General features: G+C 71.8%; 13 protein-coding genes and 1 pseudogene. 4 read left to right on the forward strand and 10 right to left on the reverse strand.

Annotation, left to right across the window (positions count from 1 at the left end; translation table 11 throughout):
• Positions 1-193 precede the first annotated feature (193 nt).
• The 8 genes and pseudogenes from ACFVWU_RS32675 to ACFVWU_RS32710 all read right to left on the reverse strand — a co-directional run bounded on the left by ACFVWU_RS32675 (position 194) and on the right by ACFVWU_RS32710 (position 9,854).
• Positions 194-1,120 (reverse strand): glyoxalase, encoded by a 927-nt coding sequence (locus tag ACFVWU_RS32675; RefSeq protein ID WP_387627613.1) that lies wholly within the window; start codon positions 1,118-1,120, stop codon positions 194-196.
• Between the two features lie 212 nt (positions 1,121-1,332).
• The gene (locus ACFVWU_RS32680; RefSeq protein WP_387627615.1) at positions 1,333-1,887 is read right to left on the reverse strand and encodes a Dps family protein; all 555 of its coding nucleotides are present in this window, start codon (positions 1,885-1,887) and stop codon (positions 1,333-1,335) included.
• Positions 1,888-1,898: 11 nt separating this feature from the next.
• Positions 1,899-2,639, reverse strand: a complete 741-nt coding sequence (locus tag ACFVWU_RS32685) for an alpha/beta fold hydrolase (protein WP_387627616.1) — start codon at positions 2,637-2,639, stop codon at positions 1,899-1,901.
• An 85-nt stretch (positions 2,640-2,724) separates the two neighbouring features.
• Positions 2,725-3,700 (reverse strand): annotated as a pseudogene (locus ACFVWU_RS32690) (alpha/beta hydrolase).
• Positions 3,701-3,790: 90 nt separating this feature from the next.
• Positions 3,791-4,858, reverse strand: coding sequence for a helix-turn-helix domain-containing protein (locus ACFVWU_RS32695; protein WP_387627618.1), 1,068 nt, complete (start codon positions 4,856-4,858; stop codon positions 3,791-3,793).
• Positions 4,859-4,916: 58 nt separating this feature from the next.
• Positions 4,917-5,915: an alpha/beta hydrolase gene (locus tag ACFVWU_RS32700; protein WP_387627619.1), complete on the reverse strand. Its 999-nt coding sequence runs from the start codon at positions 5,913-5,915 to the stop codon at positions 4,917-4,919.
• Positions 5,916-6,007: 92 nt separating this feature from the next.
• A complete protein-coding gene (locus ACFVWU_RS32705; RefSeq protein WP_387627621.1) occupies positions 6,008-6,967 on the reverse strand; it encodes a helix-turn-helix domain-containing protein in 960 nt (319 codons plus the stop codon).
• 160 nt (positions 6,968-7,127) lie between these two features.
• A complete protein-coding gene (locus ACFVWU_RS32710) occupies positions 7,128-9,854 on the reverse strand; it encodes a BREX system ATP-binding domain-containing protein (RefSeq protein ID WP_387627623.1) in 2,727 nt (908 codons plus the stop codon).
• Between the two features lie 296 nt (positions 9,855-10,150).
• Here ACFVWU_RS32710 and ACFVWU_RS32715 point away from each other — a divergent pair, with 296 nt between their 5' ends.
• From ACFVWU_RS32715 to ACFVWU_RS32730, 4 genes are all read left to right on the forward strand, one after another.
• The gene (locus ACFVWU_RS32715; protein WP_387627624.1) at positions 10,151-11,161 is read left to right on the forward strand and encodes a hypothetical protein; all 1,011 of its coding nucleotides are present in this window, start codon (positions 10,151-10,153) and stop codon (positions 11,159-11,161) included.
• Complete coding sequence (locus ACFVWU_RS32720; protein ID WP_387627625.1) at positions 11,161-12,513, forward strand: cytochrome P450; 1,353 nt, start codon at positions 11,161-11,163, stop codon at positions 12,511-12,513. The genes ACFVWU_RS32715 and ACFVWU_RS32720 overlap by 1 nt, the downstream gene beginning before the upstream one ends.
• Positions 12,514-12,807: 294 nt before the next feature.
• Complete coding sequence (locus ACFVWU_RS32725; protein WP_387627627.1) at positions 12,808-14,184, forward strand: IS1380 family transposase; 1,377 nt, start codon at positions 12,808-12,810, stop codon at positions 14,182-14,184.
• 1,017 nt (positions 14,185-15,201) lie between these two features.
• The gene (locus ACFVWU_RS32730) at positions 15,202-16,320 is read left to right on the forward strand and encodes a tyrosine-type recombinase/integrase (protein WP_387627628.1); all 1,119 of its coding nucleotides are present in this window, start codon (positions 15,202-15,204) and stop codon (positions 16,318-16,320) included.
• Between the two features lie 504 nt (positions 16,321-16,824).
• On the opposite strand, the gene ACFVWU_RS32735 is transcribed toward ACFVWU_RS32730, so the two are convergent.
• Complete coding sequence (locus ACFVWU_RS32735; protein WP_387627629.1) at positions 16,825-17,154, reverse strand: YciI family protein; 330 nt, start codon at positions 17,152-17,154, stop codon at positions 16,825-16,827.
• 190 nt (positions 17,155-17,344) lie between these two features.
• Positions 17,345-18,154 carry a dienelactone hydrolase family protein gene (locus tag ACFVWU_RS32740; RefSeq protein WP_387627631.1) on the reverse strand — a complete coding sequence of 270 codons (810 nt, stop codon included), beginning with the start codon at positions 18,152-18,154 and terminating at the stop codon, positions 17,345-17,347.
• Positions 18,155-18,400: the final 246 nt, after the last annotated feature.

Here is an 18,400-nt window from a genome sequence, read left to right on the forward strand (position 1 = left end):
AGATCCTGAGTCTCGACACCTCAAGATCTGCACAGGGGACGGCGTGTACTGCGTCAGGCGCTCCTCAGCGACCCACAGATGGAGCAGAAGAGCCCATTTTCAGGTGGTGGCGACGGGTGCGGGAATGGGGCTGAGCCGCGGCCCGCGCACAGCGGTCCGCGGCTCAGCAGGCGACACGTGACGCCGGCGTCGGTCAGCGCTGCGGACGCGGATCGTGGATCTCGGCCACGTAGCCGCCGGGAAACTGCACCAGGGCGGAGTCACGGTCGGCCGTCGCCTGCGGTCCCCACAGCACCTGGGCTCCGGCTGCCGTGGCGCGGGCCAGCGTCGTGGTCAGGTCGTCGACCTGGTATCCGGTCAGTTCCCGGCCGAAGGGGTAGGGCAGGTGCCCGTCCGTGGCCAGCACGACGGTGTCCCCGAACGGGCTGGTGATCCCGATCCGGTGGTAGGTGGTGCCGGGCATGCCCAGCTCCTGCCCCGGCGCGCGGGAGTCGTCGGAGACCACCCGCCCGCCGGTGAACCGCAGATAGCTGTGCAGGAAGGCGTGCAGGGAGCCGACCGGGACGTACACGCGGTTTTCCGGCACCGAGTCCAGCGGTCGGTAGGAGGGCGCCGTGGTGTGCCAGTACAGCTGCGCGTCGATGCCGCCGGGGAACTGGACGATGGCGTCCCGTCCGATCGGGTCGGCGAACGGGGCCACGACGACAGCGGCGCCGGCGTCCTCGGCCCTGCGGACGCCCCGGTCGAGGTTCTGGACCAGCCAGCCGGTGCGCTCCGCCCCGAACGGGTAGGGCGCGGGCGTCTGGTAGTCGAAGACGGAGAGGGTGCCGACCGGTGAGAGGACCAGCTCGGAGTAGGTCCGGCTCGGGGTGGGTGTGACGGTGACCAGCGCCTTCTGGGTGTGGCTGCCGCCGAACGTGGCCTCCCAGCTGGTGACGAAGGCGTCCATGGAGCCGGGCGTCACGTACACGTGGGTGGTGTCGTACTGGGCGCCGACCGCGATACCTGTTTCGGCGGCGGGTGCCGCTAGTGCGGCCGGACCGGTCGGGGCCGAGCTGACGGCGAGCAACGCGGCGGCGATCGCCGCGATCCGCAGCCGCACGGTGAAGCGTGAACGCATCGGTGTTCCTCCTGACGGGACTGGGTGAGGCTGGGTGACCTCGACGGTCACTGGCCATGCGGGTCAGTTCGGCGTCCCGGTCGACGAGTTCGGACTCGGCGCCGCGGGGCACGAGGGAGAAGGTCTGCTGGCGGAGCCAGTTGCGCAGCGGCTTGACGGGACGGACGGGCGCGGTGGGCGGGGCCCGTCATCGGACGGGCCCCGCCAGCTGGTCACGCCACGGTCTGGGGAGTGACCACGAGGTGCTCGGCGAGGAACCAGACCTGAGCCTCACCGGTGCGGATGACCTGGGAGACCAGGAGGTCCTGGGTGCCGTCGTCGCCGAGCTGCACGGTGCGGGTGGCCGCGTCGCGGGCCTCGGCGAGGATGGTCTCGTGGGCTTCGAGGAGGCGCGAGAGCATCGCCGGCACGTCCTCGACCCCAGCCGGCGGACGCGGTACGCCGGTGATCTCGGCGGCGTGGCGGGGATCGCCCACCGCGACGCCGCCCAGGCTCTGCACCCGTTCGGCGAGCACGTCGACCAGGGCCAGCTGCTCCTGGGCGTGCTTGTCGAGGAGCAGGTGCAGTTGGTAGAAGGTCGGGCCGTGCACGCCCCAGTGGTGCTTCTTGTACAGCGCGTACAGGAACTGGGTGTCCGCGAGGATGCGGTTGAGCCGCTGGCAGGAGTACTGCCGGGCGTCGTGGGACAGGGCGATCGGCAGCTGCGTGACGGTGCCGAACGTCTGGATCTCGGGGCTGTGCCGGTGGAGGCGCGGTTGGCTGCTCATGGTTCTCCCGGTCAGTTGGTGACTGAGCGGACGGCGGCACGGATCAGGTCGGCGACCTGCTCGGGGTGGGCGAGCATGACCAGATGCGAGGAGTCGACCTCGACGGTGGTCATCCCGGCACGCTGGTAGCCGAACCGTTCGACCTCGGGGTTGATGGTCCGGTCGGCGGCGGAGACGAGCCCCCAGGACGGCTTGCTCTTCCACGCGGCGACCGGCGCGGCCTCGCCGAAGGCCGCGGCGGCGAGCGGGCGCTGCGAGACGGCGAGGACCCGGGCCAGCGACGGGTCGACGTCGGCGGCGAAAATCGCCGGGAAACGGTCGACCTCGACCGAGACATCGGTGCCCTGGTTGTCCGCACTCTGGCCGTCCGCGCCCTCCAGCGGGAAGGGCGTGTACACCAGCGCCGAGGCGAGCTCGGAGTCGGGGAAGCGGCCCTGCAGCTCGCCCAGGCTCTCCCCCTCCTCCAGCGCGTAACCCGCCAGGTATACCAGTGCGTTGACGTTCTCCTCGGCGCCGGCGACGGTGATCACGGCGCCGCCGTAGGAGTGGCCGACCAGCACGACCGGGCCGGGGATCTGCCGAACCACCGACGCGATGTAGGCCGAGTCGCCGAGCAGACCGCGGTTGGGCACGGCCGGTGCCACCACCTTCAGCCCGTCGGCGAGCAGTTCGGGGATGACCCGGGCGAAGCTGGAGGCGTCGGCGAAGGCGCCGTGCACCAGCACGACGGTGGGGGTGTCGTTCGTCGTCATTCCTGAGTCCTTGGGGTTGCTGAGTTCTCCGGGCAACCGCCGCGCCGGGGTCCGGCGTGGCGGGGGCGGGGGTGGTGGCGGGCGGTCAGCCCTGGTGCAGCGCCTCACGCAGCGTCTCGATCGCGAGGGTGATGGCGCCCTGCGCGGACTTCGAGGGACGCAGCGCGTTGAGCATCACGAAGTCGTGGATGGTGCCGAGGAAGCGGACGGCGGTGACGGGGACGCCGGCCTGCCGCAGCTTCACGGCGTACGCCTCGCCCTCGTCGCGCAGCACGTCGGCCTCGCCGGTGATGACCAGCGCCGGCGGCAGCCCCTGGAGCTGTTCGACGGTGGCGCGCAGCGGGGAGGCGGTGATCTCGGCGCGCTGGTCGGGGTTGGCGGTGTACTGGTCCCAGAACCACTGCATGGCGTCGCGGCGCAGAAAGTAGCCGGTCGCGAACCGGTGGTAGGAATCGGTGTCGAAGGCGGCGTCGGTGACCGGGTAGAACAGCACCTGCTGCACCAGCGGGACGTCCCCGCGCTCCTTGGCCATGAGCGTGAGCGCCGCGCTCATGTTGCCTCCCACGGAGTCGCCGGCGACGGCGAACCGGGTGGCGTCCAGGTTCTTGGTGTGTCCGTCGGTCACGACCCAGCGGGCGACGGCGTAGTTCTGCTCGATGGCGACCGGGTAGCGGGCCTCGGGCGACAGGTCGTACTCCGGGAAGACGACGGCGGCCTCCGCACCGACGGCCAGCTCGCGCACCAGGCGGTCATGGGTGTGGGCGTTGCCGAACACCCAGCCCGCGCCGTGGATGTAGAGGACAACGGGGAGCGGGCCGGTGACCCCGGCGGGGCGCACGACGCGAGCCCGGACCCGGCCGGTCGGGCCCCGGCCACCTCGATCCACTCCTCGTCGACCTCCGGCTTGGCGATCTCGCCGGACTACACCTCGTCGACCGCCTCGCGGCCCTTGGCCGGGCCCACAGGTCGAACAGGTACGGCGGGTTCGCGGTGGCCTCGGCGAAAGCCCGGGCCTCGGGCTCCAGGGTCGGCCCGGCGCCGGCGGCGTTCTGCTCGGACATGGTGATCACCTCGCGGTCTCGTGGTTTTAATGGGTGGTCATCAGGCTAGGAATGCGCAGGCGGGAGTCCTGTGTCGAGGACGCACGCACTTCAGTCGGTCCGCGCACCTCTCGTCGCGTCGGGCCGGCACCCCTGCCTGCGTTTCTGCGTGCCGCAGGACACCGCCGGTGGCGGAAACCGCAGTTGGACGGGGCCCGGGGTGAGCCCCGTCGCCGCACTCGCTCGCCACTCGCTCGGGGAGACTCCGTAGGCGGCCCGGAACGCCCGGCTGAAGTGGCTGGCGCTCACGAACCCCCAGCGGCCGGCGACCGCCGCCACGGTCGCCTGACTTGCCGTCGGGCGGGCCAGAGCCCGACGGCACATGTCCAGACGCTGGTGTTGGATCCAACGGGCCATCGTCACCCCCTCCCACTGGAAGATCTTGTGCAGATAGCGCACCGACACGTGGTGGGCGGCCGCGATCCGCTCCGGTGAGAGGTCCGGGTCGCCCAGGTGGCGCAGGATGTGGTCCTTCACACGGGCCAGAGTGGCGAGAGCCACCTCGGGCGCGTCCGGAGCCGACCGCCCGCGGCGCTCGTGGGCCAGCACCGCGAGCAGATCCAGGGCCGTGGTGGCGAGCCGGCCGGCGAGAGCCGGCTCGAGCGAGCCGGCCGACCGGGCCAGGCGCTCCAGATAGGCGGCCACCAGCGCGGCGGTGCCGCTGCCGGTGTCGAAGGCCGTCGCGGTGAGCACCCGCAGATCCTCGTCGGTCATGCCCACCGCCGACCGCGGCCAGTGGAAAGCCGTGAAGGCGAAGCGCTCCGGCAGCTCCTTGGCGAACGGCCGCCCGGCGTCGGAGATCGCGAAGGTGCCCGGCTGTAGCAGCACCTGGTGACCGTCCTGCACGAGCCGGGCGGCACCCCGGTGCTGGAGCGCCAGCGTGAGGTGGTCCTCCCCGCCCCGGGCGATCAGACCCGCGCTGCGGACGACCCGCTGCGGGCCGGCCTGCACCAGGGAGACCTGCAGGGCACCCAGGCGGTGACTGGTGATGGTCGCGGCGGCGGGCGCGCTTTCGAACAGGGAAACGTCCAACGGGATGAATGTGTGGGAGACCGCCTCATGCCAGTACTCGGCTCGTTCGGCGAACGGTACCGGGGCGGTGTCGAGAACGACGGACATCAGCGCTCCTCGGACGGCTGTACGGGCGGACCGGACGCCGGCGCCGCGTCGCCCGGCCTCACCAGGAACGGCGGTGCAGGGCCACGTGCACGGTGTCGACAGCCTGGATCAGTGCGGCCCGGGCGGTGCCGGTGGGGTGGAACGCGTCGAGGAGGAGGAAACCGTGCACGGCACCCTGGTAGCGCGTCGCCACCACCGGGACGCCCGCCCCGCGGAGCCTGGCCGCGTATGCCTCGCCCTCGTCCCGCAGCACGTCGGCCTCTGCGGTGACCACGAGCGCCGGGGGAAGTCCGGCGAGTTGGTCCGAGGTGGCCCGCAGCGGCGCGGCGGTGACCTCCCGCCGGCGCTGCGCCTCGGGCAAGTAGTCGTCCCAGAACCGGCGCATGTGGTCGCGGTGCAGGAAGTACCCCGTCGCAAACTGGCGATAGGACGGAGTGTCGAAATCCGCGTCGGTCACCGGGCACAGCAGCACCTGGTGCACCAGTCGTACGTCCCCGCGCTGCCGGGCCAGCAATGTCAGTGCCGCCACGAGGTTGCCCCCCGCGGAGTCTCCGACGGCGGCGATCCGGTGTCCCTCCAATCCGATCTCGTGGCCGTGCGCGTGGATCCAACGGGCCACCGCGTAGCACTGCTCGACGGCCACCGGATAGCGGGCCGCGGGTGCCCGGGCGTAGTCCACGTACACCACGGCGGCGTCGGTTCCCAGGGCGAACTCCCGGATCAGCCGGCCGTAGGACACCGGGTCACCGAGCGACCAGCCCATACCGGACAGGAACAGCACCACGGGGGTCGGTCCGGGGGCGCCGACAGGTCTGGTCACCTGGACGCGCACCCGCCCGGTCGGTCCGCAGGGCAGGGCGAGCCATTGCGCCGTCGTGCTGTACGGATCGTCGGGTTCCCTGACCACCGACGCGCCGATGTCCCCCGCGCTGTCCGGCGCGAGGAGGGAGATGTCCGGCAGGTCCGTCGCCGCCTTGCCGACAGATGTGTCCAGGAACTCCTGGAGCGCCCGGTCGAGCACCGGTCGTCGGCCGTGCGAGGGGGTGGTGTCGGACAAATCTTCGCTCCTGGCGTGATCGGACGGGCACTGCGACGCGCGGGCGCGCACCGTGGCGGACCCACGGATCGCGGCCACCGGCGGGCATCTCATCACTCGGCCCCCTCGGTCCGGAGCGCGCGCCACTCGCTCGGCGAGACTCCGTAGACGGCCCGGAAGGCTCGGCTGAAGTGCGCCGGGTTGACGAAGCCCCACCGCTGGGCGACCGCCGACACCGTCGGCGCGGTACGGCCGCGGCGGCCCAGCTCCCGGGCGCAGGCGTCCAGTCGGCGCTGCTGGATGAGTCGGCCCACCGTCACCCCCTCGTTCTCGAAGAGCCGGTGCAGATACCGCACGGAGATGTGGTGGGCCCGCGCGATCGTCTCGGGTGACAGTTCCGAATCGCCCAGGTGGTGGTCGATGTGCTCCCGCACCCGGCGGACCAGGTGGTCGTCCTGGGTACGGGGCCCTTCGGCCGTCCGCGAGGCGGTCAGCTGGGCGACCAGCGTGCTCAGCAGGTCGGCGACGCTGCCGGCCAGCCGGTCGCCGACCGGGGCGGAGTACGAGTGGGCGGATCCGGCGAGGGTGCTGAGGAAGGGCAGCAGCACGGACCCGCACCCCTCGGCCGGGGTGACGACCGTCCCCGCCACCTGGCGCAGCTCACGCTCCGGGACGCCCAGCAACCGGCGCGGCAGGTGGAACAGATGGGTGCGGAAGCGTTCCGGGTAGTCGATGCAGTACGGCCGCGTCGTGTCGTACAGGACGAGCCCGCCGACCGACACCTCCGCCCGCCGCCCGTCCTGCTCCAGCACCGCCCGACCCGACACCTGCACCCCGACCCCCACCTGCGGCTCGGTCCGCAGGTCCCGTGCGATCAGCGCCGCCGTACGGGAGACCCGTGCCGCGTCCGCCTCCAGCGTCGAGATCCGCACGTACCCCAGCCGATGCGACGCCAGGTGCCCCTCGAACGGCTGCCCGGCGCGTGGGACCACCTCGACCGGCACCAGCGTCCGCGACATCGCCCCACTCCAGAACGCCGCCTTCTCGTCGTCCGGAACCGCCGCGGTCGTCACCTGCAAGCCCACCTGACCGCCCCTTCGCCGAAACCCTTCGACGTCAGCTTGGTCCGCAGATCGGGAGGCGTGTTAGGTCATCTGACTACCGGTTTCAGCGGTGCGCCGCGAGGCCGACTCGGTGCACGGGAAGCACGTGCCGGCCGAGCACCCCGGCAGATCAGTCGGTACCGAGGGCCCGGGCGAGCGCGGCCCGGGAGGTGATGCCGAGCTTCGGGAAGACCTTGTAGAGGTGCGCCCCGACGGTACGGGGCGACAGCTGGAGCAGTCGGCCGATCTCCTTGTTGCTCAGCCCGGTGGCCGCCAGCCGGGCGATCCGCAGCTCCTGGCCGGTCAACCCGACCGCATCCGGAGCCGCTCCACCCGGCGAAGGCGCCACCTGCTCGCCTGCGGCCCGCAGCTCCTCCTCGCACCGCTGCGCCCAGGGATCGGCCTGGAGGCGACGGAACACGTAGTGCGCGACGCGCAGCACGTCCCGGGCCCCGGGCCGGTGGCGGCGGCGGCGCCACGAGCCGTGGGCGAGCCGCAGTCGGGCGAGGTCGAACGCCCACCGCTCGGCGCCGGGTACGGCGTACGCGGCACGGTAGGCGTCCTCGGCTTCGTCGTCCTCGGCGGCCAGGGCGGTGGCGGCCGCCAGCAGGAAGGCGTGCCGGCCGGAGATCTCCGCGGAGCCCGCCGTCCGCCCCGCCTCGACGTGGGCCCGCGCCTCCTCACGCCGACCGGTGTGCACGGCGGCCGTCGCCAGGTCGAAGACCAGCGCGTGGTGCCAGGGCGGGCCACTGGGCAGCCGGCCGGGCGGGGTGATCTCGCAGAAGATCGCGTACGCGTCCTCGTAGCGGCCGTGGGCGAGGGCGGCCAGGCCGCTCAGGTGGGTCAGCCGGTCGAGGACGAACCGCATCCGGGCGCGGGTGGCCGTCGGCCTGATGGCCCGGTCGATCTCCCGCAGTCCGGCCTCGTCGCCCCGGCCGGCCAGGAAGTGGGCGTAGTACTGGCGGAACATCAGGGCGTTGGTGTGGTAGCCGAGGTCGTCCGCGATCTCGGCCTCGCGCAGGCAGACGGCCGCCTGGTCCCAGTGGCCGAGCAGGAAGTCCTGGTGGCACTTGGCCTTCGCGACCGAACCTTGGGTGGCGTAGCCGTGCAGCCCGGTGAAGCGCTGCCACAGGTCGCTCTCGGGGCAGTCGAGCACCGAGGCGGTCCACAGAATGAGCCAGGCCGCACCCGCCTCCTGCTCCTCGGTCAAGTCCTCGGCCACCGCCCGTAGCGCGGCGGCCGCGTCCGGGCCCGGGTCGGTCCAGGCCCGCAGGCACAGCCGGCCCGCCTCGGAGACGTGCTCCTGGTGCCGTTCCAGGGCCCGCCAGGCCCAGGGGTCGTCCGTGTAGCTCGCGGCCAGGAGCAGTTTGAAGTAGGCCTGTTCGACCAGCCCGCCGAAGGTGTCGGCACCCGGCGCGGTCAGCGCGTCGAGAGCCGCGGGCAGCAGTTTGGCGGAGGACTCGAACTCGACGTGGTGGCTCTGGTCCGCGTACACCACCGCGTACGCGAAGAGCGGGGCGACGTCCTGCGGCACCGTGCTGGCCTTCAGTTCCTCCACCAGGGCGGCGGTGTGGCGCAACTGCCCGCCGCGGGCCGACATCACCGCGGCCCAGGTGAGCCGGCGGGTGCGGTCGCAGGAGCTGGGACTGAGGGCGGCGGCGCGTTCGAGCAGGAGCGCGCCCTCCGCGTCGCCGCCGCGCCGGGCGAGGTCGCGGCCGGCCTCCTGCAGTCGGTGCGCGAGGTCCTCGTCGGGCAGCAGCGTGGCGGATGCCTCGTGGACCAGCCGTCGGGGGTCGTCCGGTGCGAGGGCTTCGGACAGGGCCCGGTGCGCCTCGCGGCGCGCGCTGTCGGAGGCTGCGGAGACGACGGCGGTACGGACCAGGGGGTGCCGGAACACCAGTTGCCCGGAGGTGTCGAGCCGGGCCAGGCCGTCCGCTTCGATCCGCTCCAGGATCTCCCGGGCGTTGTCGTCCGCGAGGGCTCGCAGCCACTCGCCGCCGCCGGAGTCCCGACCGGTGGCCAGCGCGCCGAGCAACAGGAGACGGCCGACCTCGGGCGTCACCGTGCCCAGCCGCTCGGTGAACATCCGCTCCAGCTTCCGTCCCAGCGGCAGCCGCTCGGGCAGCGGAGCGGCCCCCAGCTGCTGGGCGGCCGCCAGTTGCCGCGGCAGCTCCACCAGCGCCAGCGGGTTGCCGGCCGCTTCGGTGAGCACGCGGTCCCGGGCGGACGCCGCGAGTTCGGGATAACAGGTGCCCAGCAGCAGGGCCGCGTCCGTCCGGGGCAGGGCCCGCACGTCGACGGCTTCGGCCGACCAGGCCTGAGCGGCCGGCCCGTCCGGGCGGGTGGCACCGACGATCACCACCGGCAGCTCGGCGCAGCGCCGGTGGAGGAAGGCGAAGACGGTTGCGCTGGAGGAGTCGATCCAGTGCAGGTCGTCCAGGAGCAGCAGCACGGGGGCGGTCCGCACCGTCTCTCCCAGCAGCGCCAGGGCGGCGGCTCCGACGGCGAACCCGCTCGGGGTTCCGGAGCGGGCGCCGAGCGCGCTCTCCAGGGCCTCCCGCTGGTGGGCGGACAAGGCACCGGAGCGCTGGAGCAGCAGCCAGAAAGCCTGGTGGAGGGCCCCGAAAGCGAGGTCCGTCTCCGCCTCCGTACCGACCGCCCGCAGCACGGTGAACCCGCGCTCGCGCGCCGCGCGCTCCACCCAGGCCAGCAGCGTGCTCTTACCGACGCCCGCCTCGCCGCGCAGCAGCACGGTGGACCCGCTCGCACCGTCCACCGCCTGGACCAGAGCCGCGGTCAGCAGTTCCGTCTCCCGCTGCCGCCCGACCAGGACCGGCACCCGCCCGCCTTCCGCCACTCTCGCCCCCTCGAGTCCGCCGGCCCACTCCGCGGGCACCCAAGGTTACCGTCCGCCAGAACATCCCGGCATTACGGCGTGTACGGCTCCCGGTGCGCAGCGTCCTCGGGCTCCAGGGCAGGGCACGACGACCGGCGGTGCGCAGAGAGACAACTACGGATGCGCGCAAAGTCCATCGCTATGCCCCGCACCGGATTAGTTTCGGCCTCCCCGCGCAGGCCGGGCGCCCCGCACGCGATCGTCGCCCGGGGCACGGAAGCCGGCGGCCACCCACCCAGACGAAGGTCGGCGAAGCGATGAGCGATCTCCGCGGCGGACAACCGCGCAGCACAGCAGACGACTTGTGGTGCCCCTTCCCGTCCCTGATCAACCGACACGCCGACCAGGCGGACCGGCAGAGCCTTGCATGGCTGGCGCGGCACCGGCTGCTGGACGGGCAGCCGCACCGGGCGATTCGGATCGGGCGTCAGCGCAGCGGCCACCTGGCCGCACGGACCAATCCCGAGGTGCCCGCCGACATGCTGCGCCTGCTGTCGGACTGGTATGTGTGGCTCTTCTCCTTCGACGACGGCTACTGCGAGGACCGCGAACGCGGCGCCCGTCCCGCGCCGCTGGCACGGACGACCACCCTGCTGGCCCGGGTGCTCGACGCAGACTTGGCCGACGCGGACTTGGCCGAGGCCGACCTGGACGGACCGGCCCGCACCTTCGCCGCGGCCCTGCGGGACATACGGGACCGGGTCGCCGCACAGGCGTCGCCGTCACAGCTGTTCCGCTGGGAGTGCTCAGTCCGGGACTACCTCCACGCCCAGGTGTGGGAGGCCGCGAACCGGGAGGCCGGACTGGTGCCGGGACCGGCCGAGTACGTGGCGATGCGCCGGCACGCGGGAGCGACGTACACCTGTCTCACCCTGGTCGACGTCGCGGCGGGCTACGAAGTGCCTGCGGCCGAGGCGGACAGCCCCGCGCTGCGTCGACTCAGGGACATCACCGCGAACCTGGTGAGCTGGGACAATGACCTGTACTCCCATGCCAAGGAGACGGCCGGCGGCCAGGGCCGCCACAACCTGGTCGAGGTTCTCGCCCGCCACCACCGCTGTTCGTCGGCCGAGGCACGGAAGTCTGCCGTCGCCATGCGCGACGCCGAGATGGCCGCGTTCGTCGAGCTGAGCCGGACCGTCTGCACCACCGGGAGTCCTACGGCAGCGGCGTACGCGCGCAGCCTCGGTCTGTGGCTGCGGGGCCACATCGACTGGTCCCGCAACAGCTCGCGGTTCGACGCACCGGCGCCCGTGGCGAGGCATTGATGTCCGAGGACGACGCCGCGCCCACCGGGGTGCCGTGCGCTCCGGGCCAACTGCCCTTGCTCGGGCACCTGGTCCCGCTGCTCACCCGCCCCCTGCCCTTCCTCCAGTCACTGGCCGACCACGGCCCCGTGGTGCGGATCCACCTGTGGCGCAGGCCGGTTCACGTGCTCACCGATCCCGAACTGGTCCACCGGCTGCTCGTCAAAGACGCCGCGAAGACCGAGAAGGGCTTCGTCTTCGACAAGGCCCGCGGACTGCTGGGCAACGGACTGTTCACCTCCGAGGGCGCGTTCCACCTCCGCCAACGCCGCCTGGTCCAACCGGCCTTCCACCGCGACAGCATCCGCCGGTACGCCACGCTGGCCGCACGGGTGGCAGCGGCGGCGGTGTCCCGCTGGGAGCCCGGACGGGCCGCGCCGATCGAGCCGCGGATGCACGACCTCGCCCGGGACATCGTGGTCGAGGCGCTGTTCGCCACCCACCTGAGCCGCGACCAGAAGAACGGGATCGACCGGGCCGTGCCCGTGGTCCTCACCGGATTCGTCCAACGGGCGCTCTACCCCTCGCCGCTGCTGGAGAAGCTGCCCGTGCCTGCCAACCGGCGCTTCGATGCGGCGGTCCAGGGCCTGCGCACCGTCGTGGACGAGATCGTCGCCCAGGCCGCCGGCCTGCACCAGGGCCCGGACGACACCCTGCTCTCCCTGCTGCTGGCCACCCGCGACGAAGAGACCGGCCTCGCCATGGCACCGGCCCAGGTCCGGGACGAAGCCGTCTCACTGCTCCTGGCCGGCACCGAGACGACCGCCACCACGCTCGCCTGGCTGTTCCACGAACTCGCCCAGCACCAGGACCTCCAGGACGAGCTGAGCGAGGAGGTGCGCGCCATAGCCGCCGACGGCGCCGTGTCCATCGGCGACCTGCCGCGCCTGGAGCGCACGGGGCACGCGATCAGCGAGACCCTCCGGCTCCACACCCCCAACTGGATCCTGATGCGCCGGGCAATGGCGCCGCTCCACTACGGCGGCGTCCTCCTGCCCCCGGGAGCGGAGGTCCTGTTCAGCCCGACCGCACTGCACCGCTCCCCCCAGCTCCACGCCGACCCCTTGCGATTCGATCCCGACCGCTGGCGCCGTCCCGCGGATCGTGCCCCAGCCAGGCTGTTCATCCCCTTCGGCGCCGGCCACCACAAGTGCGTCGGCGAGTCCTTCGCCTGGACCGAGATGCTCGTCATCGCCGCAGCCGTCCTCGCCCGCCTACGGCTCAGGCCTGCCACGGCCACCCCGGTCAGGGAGAACGCCGCCGCCGCCACCGTCCGCCCGCGCGGCCCTCTGCTCATCGCCGAACCGCGATGAGCAGCCAGGCGTGCCCAAGCCGTCGCTGCGCCACGCGCCGACCACCCACCACGCCCGCGCCGAACCGCCTCAGGTCGCGCTCGCGCCCGACCAGCGCGTCGCCCATCCATTCCCCGCGAAGCCGACGCCTCCGAGCCTCCGGCGAACTCATCTACCGCTGCGGCCCGACTAACCTCGCGCTTTCACGAGCGGGGCTGTCCGAGGCGTGATCAAAAGAGCGAGGAGTGCCTCTGACCTGGGACGATAGGGCTTGTCTAGGGTCCATGTCGTCGTCAGGAAAGCTGCACTCCTCAGGTGAAGAAGCGTACCGGGCTGTATCCGCGTGTCCGCGTCGAGGGCGGTGGTCGCGGGGTGGTCTCGCAATCCGGCGCCGCGCTGCTTGTCGAGACGGCCCGCAAGGCGGGGCTGGACGTCGCGTTGTCAGCGGCTCTCGCGCCGTGGCGCAAGGAGCGGGCGCTCCATGATCCCGGCAAGATCCTGCTGGACGTCGCGCTCGCCGTGGCCCTGGGCGGTGATTGCCTGGCCGATGTCGCGATGCTGCGGGCCGAGCCCGCCGTGTTCGGCCCGGTCGCCTCCGACCCGACCGTCTCCCGCCTGGTCGACACCCTGGCCGCGGCCGGACCCAAGGCGCTGACGGCGATCCGCCGGGCACGGGCCGAAGTCCGCGAACGGGTCTGGCGGTTGGCCCGCGAGGCGGCCCCGGACGCGGGCGGCGAGGTGATCGTGGACATCGACGGCGTGCTGGTCCTGGCGCACTCCGAGAAGGAGCACGCCGCCAAGACCTGGAAGAAGACGTTCGGCCATCACCCACTGTTCGCGTTCGTCGACCACGGCCGAGACGGATCCGGAGAGCCAGTCGCCGGCTTGCTGCGACCGGGGAATGCGGGCAGCAACACCGCCGCCGACCACATCGAGGCCGCCCGCCTGGCCCTGGCCCAGCTACCGAACAAGTACCGGCGCGGACGCCGCGCCCTGATCCGCACCGACTCCGGCGGCGGCACCCACAAGTTCCTCAACTGGCTCACCGCACGCGGAAGGTGGCTTTCGTACTCGGTGGGGATGACCATCACGGACGCCATCCACGCCGCTGTGCTCCTCATCCCGGCCTCGGCCTGGACCCCAGCCGTCGAGCCGGGCGCCGAGGTCCGCGACGGCGCCTGGGTCGCCGAGCTTGCCGGGGACGTCCTCAAGGGCTGGCCGAAGGGGATGCGGCTGATCGTCCGCAAGGAACGGCCCCACCCTGGCGCCCAGTTGCGCTTCACCGACGCCGACGGCATGCGGCTGACCTGCTTTGCCACCAACACCACCCACGCCCCGATCGCCCAGCTGGAGCTGCGACACCGCCAGCGGGCCCGCGCCGAGGACCGCATCCGCGCCGCCCGCGACACCGGCCTGCGCAACCTGCCCCTGCACGACGCCGCGCAGAACCAGATCTGGCTGGAGATCGTCCAGCTCGCACTTGACCTGCTCGCCTGGATGCCGATGCTCGCCCTAACCGGCCCCGCCCGCCGATGGGAGCCCAAGCGCCTACGGCTGAGGCTGTTCTCCGCCGCCGCCCAGCTCGTCACCGCCAGCCGCCGCCGCGTACTCCGCCTCGCCCGCCAATGGCCCTGGACCGACGTGATCGCAGGTGCCTTCGAACGGCTACAAGCCCTGCCAAACCCGGGCTGACCAGCACCGATGCCCTGTCCCGACAAGCACCCGACCACCCCCGGAGCCGTGGAACCCGGCGCTTACCCGGCGCGACAGCCGGGCCCTCGCCATGCCGACGGGCAGAAACACCGCGCCCGGACAAGCAGAAACGGCCCGCCAGCCAAGCTGACGAGCCGTCATGCAAGATCGAGGCTAACCGGCAGGCCGTCAGCAGGAATGGTTCCCCTTTTCCTGCCTGAAATGCGCTCGCACGCACGTCGTGCGCATGCAGATAAGTGCGTTTCGCGCACCTCGTGCGGCAGCGCGCATGACGCGTGGTCCCCAGCTGGTCCCCAGGTCAGGGGCTTGACGGAGGGTCCGGGTGGCGTTCACGTCTCCAGGGTAGCGCCACTCAGACCGTGGATCCAGTGATTCCCTCAGATCGTCCAGAAAGTCACCGGGAAGAGCGTCCATCACCGCCAGGCGAAATCAGTCCGACCTGGCCGAAGGCCAGCAAGAGAATAGCCATCATAAATCCCGGCATCCCCCATTCCCTGCTGGCTCACGGAAATTCTCGGCGCTCGCCGTGGCGCTTTCCGAAGACCGGCCCGAGGCTCGCCGCCACCGCACCGCGTGTGCTCCGGGTTGTACAAGCCCAACACCCCACGGCCAGCAGGCAAGCCCCCGCCTCCCGGTCGGCGGCCACCCCTTCGGGCGGTGAACTCGCGAAGGCCGATGCCACGCGATCAAGCCCGCCTACCCGCCAGCCGCACGCCGTGATCACCCGCGCGGCGTGTCGCCAGCGCGTGTCCCGGCCAGTCGATCTCGCTGTGCTCCACGCCCCGCCCCGCGCGCTCTGCCGCCACACCCGCCGCTTCCGCAACTCTGGACACGCCATCACCACTTGGTTCAAGGAGGAGTCCCATGGCGCAGCGTCCCAAGCGGGGCAGGGTGTATCGGCGGTGCGGGTGCAAGGACGGGAGCAGCGGGAAGCAGTTGGGTTCGTGGTGTCCGCGGTTGGCCGCCGATGCCGCGCATGGCCGGTGGACGTATGCGGTGGATCTGGCCCGGGAGGAGGGCAAGCGCCGGACTCGGCGGCGGGGCGGGTTCGCCAGTCGGGCGGAGGCGGCGCGGGAGATGGCGCGGGTGTTGGATGCCGAGTACCGGGGTGTGTACGAGGACCGCACGCTGCGCGTCGGGCTGTTCCTGTACGAGTGGCTGGAGTCGAAGCGCCCGGCGCTGGCCCCGAACACCTGGGCGGGTTATCGGGCGTGTATCGAGCGTGACCTGGTCCCTGCGTTCGGCGGCATGCTGCTCGTCGACCTGCGGCCCAAGCACATTGACGCCTGGGTGAGCGCGCAGCTCGCCGCCGGCCGCGGGCGCACCACCGTTCACCACGCGGTGGCCATGCTGCGCAACGCCCTGAACCATGCGGTGCGGACGTGGCGGCTGCGCTACAATCCGGCCAAGCACTCCGTACCCGCCAAGCCCCGCGCCGCCGTACGCGTCTGCTGGACCCCCGACCAGGCCGCGGCCTTCCTGCGGCACAACACGGAGCACTACGCCGACCGGCTCACCGACCTGTTCGAGGTCATGCTCGGCACCGGCATGCGGCGCGGCGAGGTCCTCGCCCTGCACTGGTCCGACGTCCACCTCATGGACCACAAGCTCTACGTCCGCTGGACCCTGACCGCCGTGAACAACGGGAAGATCCACCTCTGCGAGCCCAAGACCGAGTCAAGCCGCGCCTGGGTCAGCCTCTCTCCCAGAGCCATGGCAGCCCTCCACCGCCAGGCCGCCCTCCAGATGGCGGCCCACCCCGAGGGCCGCCTCGAAGGCCTGGTCTTCGCCCGCCCGGACGGCGAGCCCCTGCGCCCTCAGTGGGTCCTCGACCAGCTCCGCAAGCGGACCGCCGAACTCGACCTGCCCAAGATCGGCCTGCACGACCTACGCCACACCGCCGCCAGCATCATGATCGCCGCCGGCATCCCCCTCGCTATCGTCTCCAAGACCCTGCGCCACTCCCACCTTGCCATCACCGCCGACCTCTACGGCCACCTCCTCAAGAACTCCGCGGACGAAGCCGTCCTCGCCCTGGCCAGAGCCCTCGACCACGCAGACGCCCTCCACGCAGACAGCACCACTACGGTCCCGAACGCCTGCCTGGCCGCGTAGATCTGGCCACCTGGAACCCGGCAGCGCAGAACGAAGGTCTTCAACCTCTTCCGCATCCGACCGACCTCGGGCCTGGCCCCGCATCCGGCCGCCAGGGCAGACAGATCGGCAGTACGTCCCCGCCCGCGCCAGGAGGATCTTGGTCAGCTATCAGGAAGGCCTTCGGGATCAGGGGCGACATCGCGGAAGAGGAACTTGGTCTCGCAGATGCGGCTCGGTGCTGCTCGACGAAGGTGGGTGGCGGCCACCCCGAAGGGTGACCGCCACCCGTCGTCCCCGAACCATCCTGGTACACCGGGGAGTTACGATCCTCAGCCGCCCCGGGAGAGTGACCGCTGCTCTCGTACCCACGCCCGGTCACAGGCGTACCCGCTATTGCGATCCTCAGCCGCCCCAGAGGGCAACCGTCACGGAGGCCTGGCGCCGGCGCTCGGGGGCGAGAGCGCGTTGCGATCCTCGGCTGGCTCGAGTTCGATGCAGGGAGGGCGGCTCTTGCCTCCGGCGTCAGGGGATTGGCTGGATCGTCGTGATCCCGTGTAGCCCGGCTGCGGCGAGCCCGGCGCTCAGCGTTCCGCTCGCGGCGGTGGGGGTCATCTGGATGATGTCGTAGCGGGCCGCACCAGCGCGGACGAAGGGATCGGTCCAGATGATTCTCTTGATGGTGTCCAGGTCGTCGCCGATCGCCAGGATCACGCCGCCGGTTCGGGAAACCTGCCGTCCGGAGAGCAGGAACGCGCCTTCGCGGTAGTGCTGTTCCAGGTATTGCCAGTGATCTGGCATCAGATCGTCGATCTCGTCCAGGTCCTTGAGATAGGTGACGGTGAGGATGAACATGCTTGTCCTCGCGGGTAGTTGGTCTTTGGTGAGAATGCGGGTCGCCTCGCCACGCCGATGGGAACCTGGCACGGGCCGCCGCCTCGGCCGTGATGGTTGGTAGCGGTCGACCGGGTCGGGCTCTTCGCGCTTGGCTCGTCGTGTCGGTGGCTGACGGTCGGCGCGTGTCGGCGGGTAGTCACGGCTGGCGTCACTGCACGGTGGTCCGGAGGTAGCCGGCTGGGTCGCGCAGGAAGGCCAAGGTTCGGTTCCAGGCGTCACGGCTGGCCTCGGCGTGCTTGTCGTCATGGCTGACGTCGAAGAAGCTGTGCGGGGCGTCGGGGTAGCTGACCAGGTGGTGGGGTGTCCTGGAGGCGGTGAGGGCACTGTCGAAGGCGCCCACTTCGTCCGGCGGGATGTACGGGTCGGCACCGCCGAAGATGCCCAGGATCGGGGCGGTCAGTTCGGAGGCCCGCTGGGTGGGGCCGGGCCCGTACGGTCCGGCGATGCCGGGGACGCCGTAGAACCCGACCGCGGCCGCCAGGCCGTGGGCAGGCGACGCGGAGAGGAAGGCGTGGCGTCCGCCGAAGCAGAAGCCGACGGAGGCCACGCCGGCCATGGCCGGTCCGCCGAGGGTGCGTAGGTGGTCGGCCGCCGCGCGCAGGTCGGCCTGGACGGTGGCCTCGCTGGTGCGCACGGCATGGTCCATGAACGGGAAGTCGTCGCCGCGGGTGCCGATGCCGGCGGTCCTGCCGTAGTAGTCGATGACCGCGGACGGGTGTCCGTGGTGCGCCAGGGCGATGGCCAACTGCTGGTAGAACCCGTACAGGCCGCGGACGTCCGGCAGCACCACTACCCCCAGGGCGTCGACGAGGCCTTGCTCGGATGTTGCCGGGATGGCGGTGAAGGCGGCGAATCGAGTCCCGTCGGCTGATGTCAGGGCGGTGAGTTCGGTGCGGATCTCGGTGTCTGTGGGGCAGCCCGCGAGGACGGGCGGCATGGAGTCGGGTTCGAAGCACATGAGGCGGATTTCCTTGTTTCGTCCGGGGATCGGGGCACGCGCACGCATGCGCCGAGCGCTGATTTCGTCTGCTCTGACGGGGATCGGATCTCCGGTGGGAGCGAGCGCAGTGGCCGCGCCGAAGGTTCACCTCGGGCGGGCAACTGGGTGAAGGGCTGGTCGGCTCGCCTTGGCGCGGGCCTGCGGGCCTGCGGGCCTGCGGGCCTGCCGAGCGTGAACGTCCCCGCAGGCCCGCGCTTGTCGCGC

The sequence above is a fragment of the Kitasatospora sp. NPDC058190 genome, from assembly GCF_042883685.1.
In the GTDB taxonomy this organism is placed as follows: Bacteria; Actinomycetota; Actinomycetes; order Streptomycetales; family Streptomycetaceae; genus Kitasatospora.

Bases quoted from the DNA above. Each gene is read 5' to 3' on its own strand.
- ACFVWU_RS32675 (WP_387627613.1), bottom strand. From the start codon at position 1,120: ATGCGTTCACGCTTCACCGTGCGGCTGCGGATCGCGGCGATCGCCGCC.
- ACFVWU_RS32680 (WP_387627615.1), bottom strand. From the start codon at position 1,887: ATGAGCAGCCAACCGCGCCTCCACCGGCACAGCCCCGAGATCCAGACG.
- ACFVWU_RS32685 (WP_387627616.1), bottom strand. From the start codon at position 2,639: ATGACGACGAACGACACCCCCACCGTCGTGCTGGTGCACGGCGCCTTC.
- ACFVWU_RS32695 (WP_387627618.1), bottom strand. From the start codon at position 4,858: ATGTCCGTCGTTCTCGACACCGCCCCGGTACCGTTCGCCGAACGAGCC.
- ACFVWU_RS32715 (WP_387627624.1), top strand. From the start codon at position 10,151: ATGAGCGATCTCCGCGGCGGACAACCGCGCAGCACAGCAGACGACTTG.
- ACFVWU_RS32720 (WP_387627625.1), top strand. From the start codon at position 11,161: ATGTCCGAGGACGACGCCGCGCCCACCGGGGTGCCGTGCGCTCCGGGC.
- ACFVWU_RS32735 (WP_387627629.1), bottom strand. From the start codon at position 17,154: ATGTTCATCCTCACCGTCACCTATCTCAAGGACCTGGACGAGATCGAC.
- ACFVWU_RS32740 (WP_387627631.1), bottom strand. From the start codon at position 18,154: ATGTGCTTCGAACCCGACTCCATGCCGCCCGTCCTCGCGGGCTGCCCC.